Source organism: Neobacillus sp. NRS-1170, from assembly GCF_050468025.1.
The window spans coordinates 39777-53699 of the sequence record NZ_JBITPF010000048.1 but is presented as its reverse complement, the minus strand read 5'-3'; the positions used below and the strand labels follow the sequence as shown (position 1 = coordinate 53699).

Annotated in this window: 19 protein-coding genes; 6 read left to right on the top strand and 13 right to left on the bottom strand. The window is 39.7% G+C overall.

Annotation, left to right across the window (positions count from 1 at the left end; genetic code table 11):
- Window positions 1-81 precede the first annotated feature (81 nt).
- From ACIFOT_RS20465 to ACIFOT_RS20455, 3 genes are read right to left on the bottom strand one after another with little or no spacing between them, the layout of a single operon-like run.
- Complete coding sequence (locus ACIFOT_RS20465) at window positions 82-429, bottom strand: YkgJ family cysteine cluster protein (protein ID WP_430067165.1); 348 nt, start codon at window positions 427-429, stop codon at window positions 82-84.
- A 19-nt stretch (window positions 430-448) separates the two neighbouring features.
- Entirely contained in the window at window positions 449-865 is a 417-nt protein-coding gene (locus ACIFOT_RS20460; protein ID WP_430067164.1) for a GNAT family N-acetyltransferase, read from the bottom strand.
- Window positions 866-883: 18 nt separating this feature from the next.
- Complete coding sequence (locus tag ACIFOT_RS20455; RefSeq protein WP_430067163.1) at window positions 884-1051, bottom strand: hypothetical protein; 168 nt, start codon at window positions 1049-1051, stop codon at window positions 884-886.
- A gap of 207 nt (window positions 1052-1258) precedes the next feature.
- Between ACIFOT_RS20455 and ACIFOT_RS20450 the strand changes: the two genes are divergently transcribed.
- From ACIFOT_RS20450 to ACIFOT_RS20435, 4 genes are all read left to right on the top strand, one after another.
- The gene (locus ACIFOT_RS20450) at window positions 1259-1747 is read left to right on the top strand and encodes a hypothetical protein (RefSeq protein WP_430067162.1); all 489 of its coding nucleotides are present in this window, start codon (window positions 1259-1261) and stop codon (window positions 1745-1747) included.
- Window positions 1738-2052, top strand: a complete 315-nt coding sequence (locus ACIFOT_RS20445; RefSeq protein WP_430067161.1) for an ABC transporter permease subunit — start codon at window positions 1738-1740, stop codon at window positions 2050-2052. The genes ACIFOT_RS20450 and ACIFOT_RS20445 overlap by 10 nt, the downstream gene beginning before the upstream one ends.
- An 80-nt stretch (window positions 2053-2132) precedes the next feature.
- Complete coding sequence (locus tag ACIFOT_RS20440) at window positions 2133-2894, top strand: hypothetical protein (RefSeq protein WP_430067160.1); 762 nt, start codon at window positions 2133-2135, stop codon at window positions 2892-2894.
- 36 nt (window positions 2895-2930) lie between these two features.
- Window positions 2931-3134 (top strand): hypothetical protein, encoded by a 204-nt coding sequence (locus tag ACIFOT_RS20435; protein ID WP_430067159.1) that lies wholly within the window; start codon window positions 2931-2933, stop codon window positions 3132-3134.
- A gap of 55 nt (window positions 3135-3189) precedes the next feature.
- Here the strand turns inward: ACIFOT_RS20435 and ACIFOT_RS20430 are convergent, their stop codons facing one another.
- Window positions 3190-4281: a CotH kinase family protein gene (locus tag ACIFOT_RS20430; RefSeq protein WP_430067158.1), complete on the bottom strand. Its 1092-nt coding sequence runs from the start codon at window positions 4279-4281 to the stop codon at window positions 3190-3192.
- Window positions 4282-4483: 202 nt separating this feature from the next.
- Here ACIFOT_RS20430 and ACIFOT_RS20425 point away from each other — a divergent pair, with 202 nt between their 5' ends.
- A complete protein-coding gene (locus ACIFOT_RS20425) occupies window positions 4484-4954 on the top strand; it encodes a CotG/ExsB N-terminal domain-containing protein (RefSeq protein WP_430067157.1) in 471 nt (156 codons plus the stop codon).
- Between the two features lie 66 nt (window positions 4955-5020).
- Here the strand turns inward: ACIFOT_RS20425 and ACIFOT_RS20420 are convergent, their stop codons facing one another.
- The 9 genes from ACIFOT_RS20420 to eutL form a co-directional block, all read right to left on the bottom strand.
- Window positions 5021-5740, bottom strand: a complete 720-nt coding sequence (locus ACIFOT_RS20420) for a DsbA family oxidoreductase (protein ID WP_430067156.1) — start codon at window positions 5738-5740, stop codon at window positions 5021-5023.
- 153 nt (window positions 5741-5893) lie between these two features.
- Window positions 5894-7429: an amino acid permease gene (locus tag ACIFOT_RS20415; RefSeq protein ID WP_430067155.1), complete on the bottom strand. Its 1536-nt coding sequence runs from the start codon at window positions 7427-7429 to the stop codon at window positions 5894-5896.
- 15 nt (window positions 7430-7444) lie between these two features.
- Window positions 7445-7582 (bottom strand): hypothetical protein, encoded by a 138-nt coding sequence (locus tag ACIFOT_RS20410; protein WP_430067154.1) that lies wholly within the window; start codon window positions 7580-7582, stop codon window positions 7445-7447.
- Window positions 7583-7627: 45 nt separating this feature from the next.
- Window positions 7628-8491 (bottom strand): ethanolamine ammonia-lyase subunit EutC, encoded by an 864-nt coding sequence (gene eutC / locus ACIFOT_RS20405; RefSeq protein WP_430067153.1) that lies wholly within the window; start codon window positions 8489-8491, stop codon window positions 7628-7630.
- 16 nt (window positions 8492-8507) lie between these two features.
- On the bottom strand, window positions 8508-9869 hold the full coding sequence (locus ACIFOT_RS20400; protein WP_430067152.1) for an ethanolamine ammonia-lyase subunit EutB: 1362 nt from the start codon (window positions 9867-9869) through the stop codon (window positions 8508-8510).
- Between the two features lie 5 nt (window positions 9870-9874).
- Window positions 9875-11290, bottom strand: coding sequence for an ethanolamine ammonia-lyase reactivating factor EutA (locus ACIFOT_RS20395; RefSeq protein ID WP_430067151.1), 1416 nt, complete (start codon window positions 11288-11290; stop codon window positions 9875-9877).
- Between the two features lie 98 nt (window positions 11291-11388).
- Window positions 11389-11829, bottom strand: coding sequence for a EutP/PduV family microcompartment system protein (locus tag ACIFOT_RS20390; protein ID WP_430067150.1), 441 nt, complete (start codon window positions 11827-11829; stop codon window positions 11389-11391).
- Window positions 11826-12167, bottom strand: a complete 342-nt coding sequence (gene eutS / locus ACIFOT_RS20385; RefSeq protein ID WP_430067149.1) for an ethanolamine utilization microcompartment protein EutS — start codon at window positions 12165-12167, stop codon at window positions 11826-11828. Before eutS ends, ACIFOT_RS20390 begins: the two co-directional genes overlap by 4 nt.
- A gap of 52 nt (window positions 12168-12219) precedes the next feature.
- Window positions 12220-12876: an ethanolamine utilization microcompartment protein EutL gene (gene eutL, locus ACIFOT_RS20380; RefSeq protein WP_430067148.1), complete on the bottom strand. Its 657-nt coding sequence runs from the start codon at window positions 12874-12876 to the stop codon at window positions 12220-12222.
- 198 nt (window positions 12877-13074) lie between these two features.
- Between eutL and ACIFOT_RS20375 the strand changes: the two genes are divergently transcribed.
- Entirely contained in the window at window positions 13075-13872 is a 798-nt protein-coding gene (locus tag ACIFOT_RS20375) for a GNAT family N-acetyltransferase (protein ID WP_430067147.1), read from the top strand.
- Window positions 13873-13923: the final 51 nt, after the last annotated feature.

Below are 13923 nucleotides of genomic sequence, written 5' to 3'. Positions count from 1 at the left end.
TTGTGTCCGAATGAGGTGCTCTTGATTTTAAACTTATCAGTAATCCTGTTTGAAAAACAGCAATTTTTGCGAAAACAGCTTTTAACTAAAATCTTTCCAGGTAAAATCGACACTAAGCATTCCGACAAATTCTTCTGTAAATGGTTCTGGTTCTTTTGTTGCTGCTGCTGGATTCCTGAAACAAACGAGATGTTTATAATAGCCAAACTTCCGGCAAGTTTCTGGCCGAGCTGCATGAATGCCACATCTATCTTTATCAAGGTCATAGAAAATACATGTTCCATAAAATCTTTTTTGATTTTGAAGCTGTAGACGTAATTTAGCTGGCATCGTTTTGATCTTTGTTTTAATTCTTTTTAATTCCTTTGAAGTGACTGGCACAGGGCCGCAGCATAGACCTCTGCAGCCTTGACATGGAAGACTTTCCATAAATCTCTCCCTTAATTATCTATTTATTTATTAATCTCATAAAAGTAAGGTCGCCCAATTTTTCTGAAAATCCCCATTTATGATAAAAAGGGACCATTTCTGGGCGGCAATATAATTCGAAATGCTTTACATCTTTTAGAGAATGTTCTATTAGAATAGTATTTATTATAGCACAACCTAGTTCTCTTCCTCGATAGGCTTCCTTTACTATAACATCAAAAATCATCGCCTTATAGACATAGTCTGTTAATACACGCGCAAAAGCAATTAACTCATCTGTCTCTGGATCAATATATCCTACAATGAAGTCTGAATGTTCAACCATCCGCTTAATATCGGAAAGTTCTCGTCCTTTTGTCCACCATTCTAACTGAAATAGTCTTTCTAACTGGAACAATTGATCGTTAGAAAGCTGAGTTACAATATTAAAATCCATTTAGTTTCACCTTTCGATTTAATATCGAGTTAATCTTTTCATAATCTCTCTTTTTCTATCCCTATCTTTAATTCGTGTTAAATCAAGGGCATACTCATGTCCTTTATGCTTTGCCCGCAAAATTTCTCTAATCGCCTGTTTTACACTGTCTTCATCATCTGTTACAACAATTACATTTCTAAGCATTGTTTCCCCTTCCCTTCTAATAGGGTGTCAATTGCCTGTCTTAGTCTGTTTCGCATTTATTTTTTTACAAATTTCTTCAAGTTCCGCAATAAATAGACGTAAATTTGACAAAAGATGTTTCAGAAAATTTTTTCTTTTATAGAAGAAACCTTTTATTTCTATTTCCGGCAAAATATTGAACAGTGTTTATGGAAGGGAATGGAGCGCATGATTAAAAAAATATTGTATTCCCCTGTGAGACTGATCGCTATATTAGCGGGCTTTGTATGCGTAGTAAATATACCGATCCTTTTTGTTTTCAATTCCAGCAATAAAGGGGTTGAAGTTCATTTCAGCTCGTATAAGTACTATGTCCTAGACAACTTAGCCTTGTTTTTGCACTATGATGACTATTCTTACATATTTAATTATTTTAAAGGTGAAGGTATGGAGAAGTATGCCTATACGATGACCATCTTATCGATTTCTCTACTATTAGTCGTGTTTATCGGAATTCTTGCGGCTACCGCGATTATGTTGCTTCCTCATACATTTCGAAAACAAATAAGCAATTTTATTGATTTCACGATTACCGCTCCAGACCTCCTAATTATTTTTCTGCTTCAATATATGGTCATTTATATTTATAAGACCTTCGATGTAAACTTTTTCAGTTATATGGCGGAAATCATACAGAACCCTATTTCATGTCTATAGTCATTTCGATTTTTGTTCCTGCCATTTTTTTAATACAGTTCCTTTTAAAAGAAATGGCCGGCGAGGAGCAGCAGGATTATGTTTTATTCTTGAGGGCTAAAGGGCTTCCTAAAAGCGTCATCTATGTTAAACATATTATTCGTAATATTTTTCCATTAGTATTGATTCATTTACGGACAATCATTTGGTTCTTGTTATCAAATATTATCGTAGTAGAATACTTGTTTAATATTCATGGTTTTGCAGAGGTGCTGCGCTCCATTTATGGCCAAAGAGCAGAAACTTTTATTCTTGGTTTCCTTTAATTTGCCGTACCCATTATCATTGCCAATCTAATTGCTTACTTAGTTATCAAGTTGAGGAAAAGAAAGGAAAAGGTCAGCGTATGAAAACTCTTAAATACAAAAAGACGATTATCGGCTTATCCGTTCTCGGGATGGTGTTCATCCTTAGCTTGCTTTACCCGCTTTATGGACCTGAAGATTTTAATAAAGTTATGTACTTATATGACAAAAAGGGAAATTTGATAGGGGTACCGCCAATTCCGCCCTCCTCCCATTACCTTTTAGGCTCAGACCGAAACGGGGCAGATATTCTTCTCATGATGATTTACGGAGCTAAATTTACTTTACTATCTGCCTTTGGAGTGACCTTTATCCGCGTATTGATAGGGGGAGCATTAGGGATTATTTTTTCCTTTTGGCTGAAACGAATTCTACCTATCCTAAAGGATTTTCTGTTAGTGTTCAATTTAGTTCCACCGATTATCATCGCTCTAGTTCTTATGCTTCCTGTATCCACTACATATATAGAAGATTCGGTTTATAGTATATTATTTTATCAAATTATCATTTTAGTTATTATGGGCGTTCCATCTGTTCTAATTATGACCTCAGACATTATCAATGAAATGAAAGGAAAAACCTATATTCAATGCTCCTATTTAATGGGGGCCAGTCATTTTCATGTATTGAGGACCCATTTGAAGCCGTTCTTGACTTCATACGGATTTTTGATGGCTATCCAGCAACTGCTTAATACCTTATTGTTGATCATGTATCTTGGAGCCTTCCAGGTTTACTTGGGTGGTGTTTCAAAGGAGGAAGTTCGGGGACTGCCCCTCTTAAATTCAATATCCAAAGAATAGGCTGGCCTAATTGGTCAAAATTATCGAGAGTTTTTCATGTCCCCATGGGTTGTGCTCATCCCACTCACTTGTTATTTTCTCCTAATCATGATTATTAATATGATTAAGAAAGAAATTGAAGCATCCTTGGACATCAATTCACTAGGAATGACCTTTAAAAAGAAGAAACAAAATGAAGTGGTTAGTAAAAATAAATTAGGCATAAAACCAGATTTTACTTTTCAAAATAATGTCCAATAATTAACAACAGGTTGTCAGGTGACTTAGTGAATTTTTCACAAAGGCACCTGACAACCTAATTTAATTTTGCTAGTTTTCTCTGTAAATAATTTCTTCTTTCTTTAATATAGTTGGAAATGACCTCTAGTTCTTGATCGAATTGGTCTATGTTTTGTTTTTTATATGGGTCTTGCAGTACATAGGGGCGAATTAATTGGAGGAGTTTTTCTGCTCTTGGAATCATAAATTCTAATGTAAACTGTTTTTTCATAATGTCCTCTAGCAGATTTCGATATTTTCTCCGAAAACTTTCCACATTTAACAATCTTGCTGTCAAGGTGTTAAAGCCTTCAATCGGCACATAATTTGCCTCCATCACTTTTCCGTTCACATCCCTCCCCCATGTTGCATCGTAATCCCAAGGAATGACTTCAAATAACTTTGTTTCACGATTTCTGTAAAGAGCATAATTATGAACAAACCCGTCATAGTTAGCAGTAAAGATAATGCCGGCAATCCAGCGTAGGTATTTATCGACATCCACGTATTTCGGAATTTCCTTTTCAAATTCCGGAACAGGTATGGTATTAATCTTAATGATGAATTCCTGCAAAAAGAAATCTTCAGTCGCCGGCCCAAATTTTCTTTCATAGCCTAGTTCCAATGATTTTTTTATTTCCTTATCCAAATCACTCATCAAGGAAAAATTGGCATCACCATCAACTGCATAGAAAATGCTCCCTGTTGGGAGGTTTCTACGTTTTAAAAAATGCTGATCCACTGATTCAATTTCTAAATAAACCCCCTCAAATTTTCCATTAAGTGTTAATAATACATGCTGGGATTGTGGCGAGAGAACCCCAAGCTCCGAAAAAAAGTCAAAAGACAACTTGTTCCGTATTATCGATGGGTCCTTGTACTCTGCATTTAAATGGATTTGTTTTGAACCTTTAAACATATTTGGTTTATAGAAAGAAATTTGATATGACTTTTTCGAAAAATCACGGATATGAGACCCACGGTAGCTTATATCAATTTCCAGCCTTTTTCCATCTACCTTTAATTGTGCCGGAATTGGGTCATCAATCCAAATGTCTCGTTTAAGCTCCTTTAAATCAAAAGGGTTAATGAAAAGCTTATATTGCGGAATATTAGCTCCCTCGTCCATGATCTTCACCTCCCTCCATTATTCGTATGAATAAAAGTAGGTAGATGTCACGCCATGAGTGCATTTTTTCCTATGTTAGGCGTTTGTCCCAAACAAAAGCACACTTTCATACGTAAATTGTAAAAAGAAGAGTGAGTTTTATAGACAAACACTGTCAATCAGTTTTCGTACTCCCTTTTCTATTTTAAAAGGAGGTGCAAAGATGAGCGAATTTACTTCAGATGATATTCAAAATGCTGCAGACGAGGCCAGACGAGGCGGGTTGTGGGATTTCATGTTCAGAGACCCTGGACATAATCGCGGCACTTCACGCAGAAGAACTTCTAGAAACCGAAATACTTCAAGGAGAAATACTTCAAGGAGAAACACTTCAAGAAGAAATACTTCAAGAAGAAATACTTCAAGTAGAAATACTTCAAGAAGAAATACTTCAAGAAGAAATACTTCAAGAAGAAATACTTCAAGAAGAAACACTTCAAGTATGAACACTTCCCGTCGCAATACTTCAAGGAGAAACACATCAAGACGTTGTACATCTAGACGCCGTACATCTAGACGCTGTACATCTAGAAAAAGATGCCACACTACTTGCTACCGTAATTGCGAGATAAAAAAATGCTGGGATAGAAGTAATAATCAGAATTATTTCAGACAAAGAAACTGTAGAAGATAAGATACCGAAACTGTTCTGGTAAAAAAGGGAAAGGAGCCAAGGACCCCTTTCCCATCTTTATTTATATTATTTTTCAGGAAGGGCACAGCTGCCATCTTCACAGCTTACAGCGGCATCTGTTGACAAATCCTGCAGCACCGGTGAAGCTGATTCTTCCTCCCATACCTTTAGTAGCGCACCCTTAAAGGTTTCAATAGGCTGGGCTCCAGAAATAGCATATTTTTGATTAAGAACAAAATAAGGAACCCCACGAACTCCATATTGCTGAGCTAAGGACTCGTCAAATCTTACATCCTGTGCAAATGAGTTTTTATCCGCTAATACGTTCAGGACTTCTTGACGATCAAGGCCTGCCTCAACTGCAATTTCTACTAAGGTTTCATGCTCTCCAATATGCTTTGAATCAGTGAAATAAGCTTGAAGAAGTTTTTCCGATACTGTCGCTTCTTTCCCTTTTGCTTTAGCAAATTTCGCTAACCGATGTGCATCAAATGTGTTTGTCGGCTTCATTTCATCAAAATTGAAGGTCAAACTAACCGTTGCTGCCTGCTGACCAACGTTTCGATTTGCCTGCTTCGCCTGCTCAATACTCATTCCATATTTTTTAGCAAGGACCTCATGAATATTTTGACCGCTATTAATCGGAGAATTCGGATCAAGCTCGAAGCTTTTAAATTCTACCTCAACCTGCTCTTTATGTGGAAACTGGGCAAGCGCCTCTTCTAATCTACGCTTTCCAATATAACAAAATGGACATACATAATCAGACCATACCTCAATTTCCAAGTTCTACACCTCATTTATCTTAGGTTGGTTTTATAGTAACACATCGGGAAACAAAACCAATAGAAGGATGCTCATTGAAGGTGCAAGCGAAGGGTTGACTGTGACTGTAATTAAAAGTGCCCTCCATTTTAAAGGGCACTTTTTACATTGGATTTAATCATTTTCACGTTCAAATTCATCTTCCAATCTTCTAATCTCATCGATTGATTTTTCAAGAGCTGCCTGAGGGCCTTTAAAGTTCTTTTTATAATAACCAAAATCCATAATTAGTAGTAGAACAAACATTCCTCCAAGCGCGTATGCCGCCATTTGATTTGGCGGAATGACCATGATGACGCAAATAAACACGATCCAAATCAAGCTGATAATATTAATCGGCTTGCTCCATTTTCCAAGGCTCCAAGGCCCGTAATGCTTTGGTAAGAAGATTCCCTTTGACTCTGCTCTAAGCTTTAAATAAATCGGGATTCCATAGGCGACATATAACCCCACCACACTAACCGCAGTTAAAAAGGCAATCGTGGAGTACCCGACATCTGGGTTAATCAGCTTTGTGATATAGTCTATCAATGCTAAGACGAAGGAAAGAATAACCGAAAGCCAAATGGCTTTTGCCGGAGTGCGGAACTTGCGGCTGATTTCTGCCCAGTGGCGGCTCAAAGGCATTCCATTGTCTCTCGAGAAAGCATACATCATCCGTGAAAACGACGTGATGGAAGATAAGCCGCAAAAAAACATGGCGAAGGTGACGAGCCAAAGGACGACGTTACCAAACGTACCGCCTAATGCCTGGCTGATGACATAAATAAAGGCATTATCAGAGTTGACCGCACCGCTTGCATCATGGATGGAAAGCGTCACGAAGGAAAGCATGATAAAACCAAATACGAACGAAAAGGCAACCGAGTTAAAAATCCCCCATGGGGCGCGAACCCGCGGATGGACCGTTTCCTCAATCGTATGAGCAGATGCATCGTAGCCTGTAAACGTCCATTGTGCTTGCAATAATCCAATTAAGAAAGCGAGAAAATAGGGTTTATCAGAAAAGGTTTGCCCGACTTTAAACAAATAATCAATTGGCTGCAAGCCATTTTTTGTAAAAAAGGCCAGGCTGACTACCAAAATGGCGACCACAATCATATGGTACCAGGCAGAAAAATCATTAAGTTTTGCAACGATTTTGATCCCTACATGATTGAGGATTCCGTGTAAAAGGAGAACAGCGCCAAAGACAATTAGAGTGGTAGTATCGGTAGAAGAATAGTCGAAGATTCCTGCCAGGAGCGGATCGGCGAATAAGGCTACAGAGTAATCAATTCCGGCAACAATGCCAATTTGACCAATTAAGTTAATCCATGCAGTGTACCAGCCAATCCTTGTTCCTTTTAAGGCAGCGGCCCAATGATATAGGGCACCTGCAGTGGGAATGGCTGATGCCAGCTCTGAAAGGGAAGCGGCGATGAGAAGGACGAAAAAAGCGACGATTGTCCATCCAAATCCCATCATCCCTGGGCCGCCATAGAGTAAGCCATGACCATAAAGCGATACGGCACCGGTTAAAATTGAAATGATAGAAAAAGAAATGGCAAAATTTGAAAAACCACCCATGTCACGCAGCAATTCTTGGGCATAGCCATAACGATTGAGCTGTTTTCGATCCTCCAATAACTGTTGGTCCTTATTTTTCATTCCCCTGGCTCCTTTCTATTTGTTATCCCTTCCGACAAAAATTTCATGTTCTTCTTCATTAAAAGCTCTGACATTTTTATTTGCCCTCACACCAATGGCTGCACCAACAGATAGTGTGAACAACACTAAAGCAAATCCAATTACAACCCCCATTCTTTCCCCTCCTTCTTTGCCTATTTCAATAACCGACAACCAATACTATAACTCTAGTTTCACACCGCTCACCTTTTGTTCAATCATTCTTCGTAGAACGGTTCCTATGTGAGCGCCTGCTTCTATTGGCGGGGTACCAAGCGGATGGATATTCGAGATGACGTTTCGGTCTGATTCAATTATCCCCTTTCGCGGCCGGTAACACATATACGCACTCATCGAGCTTGCTGACACAAGCCCAGGACGTTCGCCGATTAAAAGCACAAGGACCTCCGGCTCTAGGATTTCACCGATATGGTCCATACAGGCAACCCTTCCCCCTTTGACAAAAAAAGAAGTTCCATATGATAGATTGTTTATTTTCAATGAATCTATCAGGGCAGGGTAAACATCTTTTAGGTTTGTCTCAACGGCACTGGCACTCAGTCCATCGGAAACAACAATTTGAACTTGAGGCCGCTTTTGGCAGCGGCTGCTGATATTGTCAACGGCAGCGTCCGTAAGCACCCGGCCTTTATCAGGTCTTTTCAGGTAAACTTCTTTATTTTCATAGCACGTCTCAACAGTAAACAAATTGAATTCCTCTAAGTATTTTTCTATGACCTCACTTCCAACCGCATCAATGGCAGCTGCATGATCGAACTGCAGCTTTAACATTGTTTTCGTTAATGGACGGGTGCCAGTTCGCCAGACTCCAATTCGTGCGGGGGTCGAGGCGGTCAACTCCGCCACACCTTCCTGGTAGGCAGGCTGCGGAATCGATGTTTTCCAATCCTGCTCTGAAAAAACTAAACCTTTTTCGATAATTTCTTTTACATTCTCCCTGGCAATATTATGGTCAGGTGTAAACCTTTTTTGCAGCTGTTCCATTACTTTTTGAACAATTAATTCAATTTGACCCTCATTCATTCTTGAACCCTCCTTTCTACATAAATATCGTCGGATCTCCTGCACGCTCTGTTAATTTGCCATTTTCCATAATGCCTATTTTCTCCAGCCATTTCTCGAAATAAGGGGCAGGACGTAAACCCAGAACACTTCTTACCGATGCAATATCATGAAAGCTCGTGGATTGATAATTGAGCATGCAATCATCAGCCATTGGCACACCAATGAGGAAATTGACCCCTGCAGAACCAAGGAGAATCGCAAGGTTTTCCATATCATTTTGATCGGCTTTCATATGATTCGTATAACAAACATCGACCCCCATCGGAATCCCCTGCAGCTTTCCCATAAAATGATCCTCGAGTCCTGCCCTAATCACCTGCTTGCTGTTATACAGGTACTCGGGACCAATGAATCCGACAACTGTGTTGACGATAAAGGGGTGATATTTTTTAGCGAGACCATAACATCTTGCTTCAAGTGTTACTTGGTCAATGCCATGATGGGCATCCGATGATAACTCCGAACCCTGTCCTGTTTCAAAGTACCAGAGATTCGGACCAGCTGACGTTCCTTCTTTTTGAATTAAATCATTCGCTTCATCTAATAATTCAACACTTATTCCAAAAGCCTTGTTACCTGACTCCGTGCCAGCTAAGCTTTGAAAAAGCAAATCGGACGGCGCCCCATTTTTAATCGCTCGCATTTGCGTGGTGACATGGGCCAATACACAGTTTTGTGTAGGAATTTGAAAACGGTCCATTTCCTCTTTCGTCATTTGTAAAATTTGCTTTACACTTTCAGCTGTATCAATCACGGGATTAATGCCAATGACCGCATCGCCGATTCCATAGCTCAATGCTTCATAAAGGGATGCTTTGATGCCTTGGATAGAGTCGGTCGGATGGTTGGGCTGCGCCCTGCCGGAAAGCGTTCCTTTATATCCTATTGGAAAATTGCACTGTGTTATGACTTCTATTTTCGATGCAGCTTGAATTAAATCCAAATTGGACATAATTTTCGTGACGGCTGCAACCATTTCACTTGTAAGGCCCTTCCTAAGGCGAGTGATTTCTATATTGGTTGTGGAATCGGAAAGAAGGGTTTCACGCAGGTCACTAACGGTCCAATCGGCAATTGATTGATAGATTTTTTCATTGATTGAATTTTCTATTACTCTCGATACCTCGTCCTCTTCGGGGGCGAGGACTGGATTGTTTCGAATATCGCTAAGGGTTAAGTCTGCCAAAAGGTGCCGTGCGGCGAGCCGCTCCTGGGCATCCTTTGCCGCGATGCCCGCAAGCTGATCTCCAGACTTTTCTTCATTAGCTTTAGCGAGGATTTCTTTTAAATTACTAAATTGATAAGTTTTATTAAGCAAAGTTATATTTGTTCTCATTGCTTTCACCTCCTAAATGCCAGAGTTTTGACGACAACCGGCACTATCGTGTCCGTTAACGGTTCGCCAATATCAATGTAATCACCATGTTCAATATTAATTTGATCGATACAAATAACATCGAGGGCAAATTGCAGCTGTAAAGCCTGCCCTAGGGCCTTTGCCATATCATTTTCACAAACTACTACTAGAATCTCACTACGAGGGAAAAATCTATTGTAAAGAGTTCCAATCACAGAGGATAGGTCTTTCATTTTTTCATAGGTTAAATATTCTGTCCCAGATAAACCAATGGCAAAGGGTAATCGTTCATTTCTACCAAACATTTCTTTTCCCAGTAAAAAGTTTCGTTTAATCTCCTCGACTGAAAGAGTTATTTTAATAACGGGAATGTTTCGTAACGGCAGGCGGTTCGCTTGAATCGAAATCGTCGCCCCACTGATCTTGGTCGTTTGCATCCCAGCACCGACGACAGTTGCCCTTGAGGTTTGCAAAGGCTTGATGACCTGGAAATGGTAATCTATTATTTTTTGATTTATACTGTTTGCCAGCATGGGGCCAATGTCATTATATTGCGCTGCCTCTTCCATTGTAGTTGGGGGTCCTGCTAAGATGAGATTCCCTACTCCACCGGATACCATTACTTCATCAATCCTTGGCAATGTCTCACATGAAGAACTGTGAACCAATGAATTCAGTAAATGGATGGATTTTTTACCAGCTAAACAATCAAGCATATCAATGACTAGTGCCGTGCTGATTTCAGATAAAATCTTTTGCGTCAGCCGCATGCCCTTTTCTATTTGAAATTTTTTAGAAATAAGCCATGGCCTTATGGAAGGTGAAACTGCTAAGACTTCACCGGTCGGATTGATTTCTATTAATCTGCCTCCAACATGAAACGTAATTGTTTCAAGAACTTTACCTTGCTGAAAAAGAACCACGTTTGCCGTACCACCGCCAATGTCAATATTGGCCACTATCCCCTTCGTCTTATAGGAATGTTCATGGGCGCCCGAACCTCTTCCAGCTAAAACCGCCTCTAGGCTGGCACCCGCTATCGCAACCACAAAGTCCCCCGCCCGTTCGGCTAAATAATGAATCAAGGCATCTGCATTCTTTTTAATGGCTGTTTCACCCGTAATTATGACAGCACCAGATTGTATATCCGAAATGGTTAGACCCGCTTGAAGGTATTCTTTTTCTAGCCAAGCAACTAACTGTGTAAGGTCAATTTCCTCTTCGTCTATCAGTGGAGTTGATATGATTTCACTTACAAAGGTGACCTTGCGCTCAATAATATCAAAATGCGGCAGAGCAAACTGACTTGACACCCGTCCAAATGTCAATTCGCTCATCATCAATTTGGTCGTACTCGTGCCGATATCGATTCCTACACTTTTTATTATTTTATTGTTCAAGCTGGTCACCTCCTTGTCGTAGTATTTTTGAAAAAAATGTCTAAATAGACAAAACCACATAAAAAATGAACAAAACCATTAAAAAAATAGACAAACCTTTAAATATACTCAAGAATCGCCGCTCGAAGTTCCGAAATTCCTGCCAAAGTAACCGATGATACCCGAAAAATAGGTTGAAAAGGCAGGACTTGCCTCAATATCTGCTCAGCCCGCATAAAATCGGCATCGGGATGATCAATTTTTGTAATCACACCCACCGCAACTATTGGAAATCCCCCTGAAAAATTTGGCGGAAGTACTTGATAATGCTTGGTGGCATCCTGTATTACCAGCAATACGCGAGCTTCCAATGACGTCGCGATTAAGGAACGATAAAACATCGGGTTTTCACTATATTCACCTGGTGTATCAATTATCCAGTCTTTATAGTTAAGTGCCTGAGTTTTCTTGACTGGAGACGACTCCTCCAATAATCGCACCGCTAATGTGGATTTTCCTGCACCAATTGGACCAATCAGCATAACCTTTCCTTTTTTCATGACCGGGTAATTTCCGCAGGTTCAAACTTTAAATGCCTGCATAAAAAGTGATTAATGGCTTGTATGGCCATTTCAACATTTGAAACATTTCCACAAATAACCAACGATCCAGTAAAACGGTCTAAGTACCCTATCTCGATATCCGCAGCTTTTGTGGCAATGTCGGCCGCTATAATGGCCGTTTCAACAGGGGTCAAAGTTAAAATTCCAATCGCTCCAGCCTGCCCGATACCCAGCTTTGTATATAAAGCCTCATCTGGGTTGGCAATAATGTGAGCTAATGTTAGTTGTTTTCCAGGAACATATTCTTGAATGACGCGCTGCTTTTTCTCCGTCATTGAGTTCAACACCCTTTTTACAAACTAATGTTGCTATTATTTTCTTACCCTATTAAAATGTTAGATGAGGAGTTTTTGCAATTTTCTTAATTACACCTGCAAACGCTTCCGCTGCGGCCATACAGGCAGATTGCCTTCCTGTTAATAGACCGCCTCCAAAATTAGTTTCCGTCGGCGGACCATAAAAAACACAAAGCCTTACATCTGCAGCTTTCAAGGCGGCGTCCAAACCGACCATGGCTTCAAGCGGCGGCGCGATTAAATACGCTAAAGGCTCTCCTGGATTGATTCCGGCCATTTTGGATAAATAGGTTCCTGTTCTAGAAATCGTGTGAGCATAATACGCATGTTCTCCTGCTTCGTCCATTGCATAAAATGCGGGACCATCGTTTATCATTTGAACCGCAATTTCAAGACCGCTCTTTACTTCTGATGGAGTTGCTGCTCCTAAAATGCCCAAAAACTCTCCTGATAATGGACCAGAAGCATGAGCAGCCCCTGCGTAGAAGGACTTCGCATATACAACCTCAACAGCAGATTTCTTTGTCGCTTCGTCTAATGCGGTATACCCAACATCATCACTAGTACTTGTAACTAAGGCAAGACACTTAATATGATTCGGGAGCTTTAATGACTCTCTTAATCCAGTATCGACATTCGGGATAATACGGCTTGCCAGTGCAAGTGAGGGGACTTTTTTTACTTCCATGTAAACTCCTCCTATCACTAAGAAGTACCCTGAAAACAGTGCTAGACTGCATACAAGGCACCTTATCCAGCATCTATTTACTTATATATATATCTGCTTCTTTCAATCTATGACTTATTAAGTCGGAATGTTGTCCATACGTTCTAACGGCTTATTTTTAACATAATCATTACTAATTAAATCTAGGAGGATTTTTACTTGAAACTTACTTTAAATGAATTGGATAAAGACGATTTGGTCCACATTACACAGGACAATATGATTGAGCTTATGCGCTATTGGAGTGAATGTACCGATCAATTTCAAGTCGTGGAAGATCAGCAAAGCTTCCGAGTAAAGTCCTATTTGCCTCATCCATTATTTAATAACATCCTAAAGACAGCCATTAATCATGACGAAACGGAATCAGTCAGGCAAATAGTAAAAGAATATAAGGACCAAAAGGTTCCTTTTCTTTGGCGAATTTGGGACCATGACACTCCAGTAAATATCGGGGAAATTTTGTTGGAAAATGGCGGGCAGCCAATACCTAATACAACGCTTATGGCCATTGATTTAGGTTCTTTTCATCCGTTGACAGAGCCATATCCAGGCCTCACCATTCAACGTGTTAAAAATAAGCAAGATGGACTAAATTTTTCAAAATGTGCTTCAAGCGCTTTTGGTATACCTTCAGATTTAACAAATGTCATGGCTGAATTAATCGCAAAGCAGGACCATAACACCTCCCATTATGTTGGATTTATCAACGGAACCGCCATTTCTACGTCATCCATTTTTTACAACAATGATGTTGCAGGTATTTATAATGTTGGAACCTTACTTGATTATCAGGGCAAAGGAATCGGGGTAGAAATTATGACCACCATTCTTCTAAAAGCAAAACTTGATGGATATAAAACGGCCATTTTGCATGCTACCCCTGCAGGAAAGAGACTATATGAAAAGCTCGGATTCAACACATATGGCGAAATGAGGCAATATATATTTGTCTAATAATTAATATGAAAATGCATCGGTCTCTTTTAAAAACCGATGTTTTTTTAT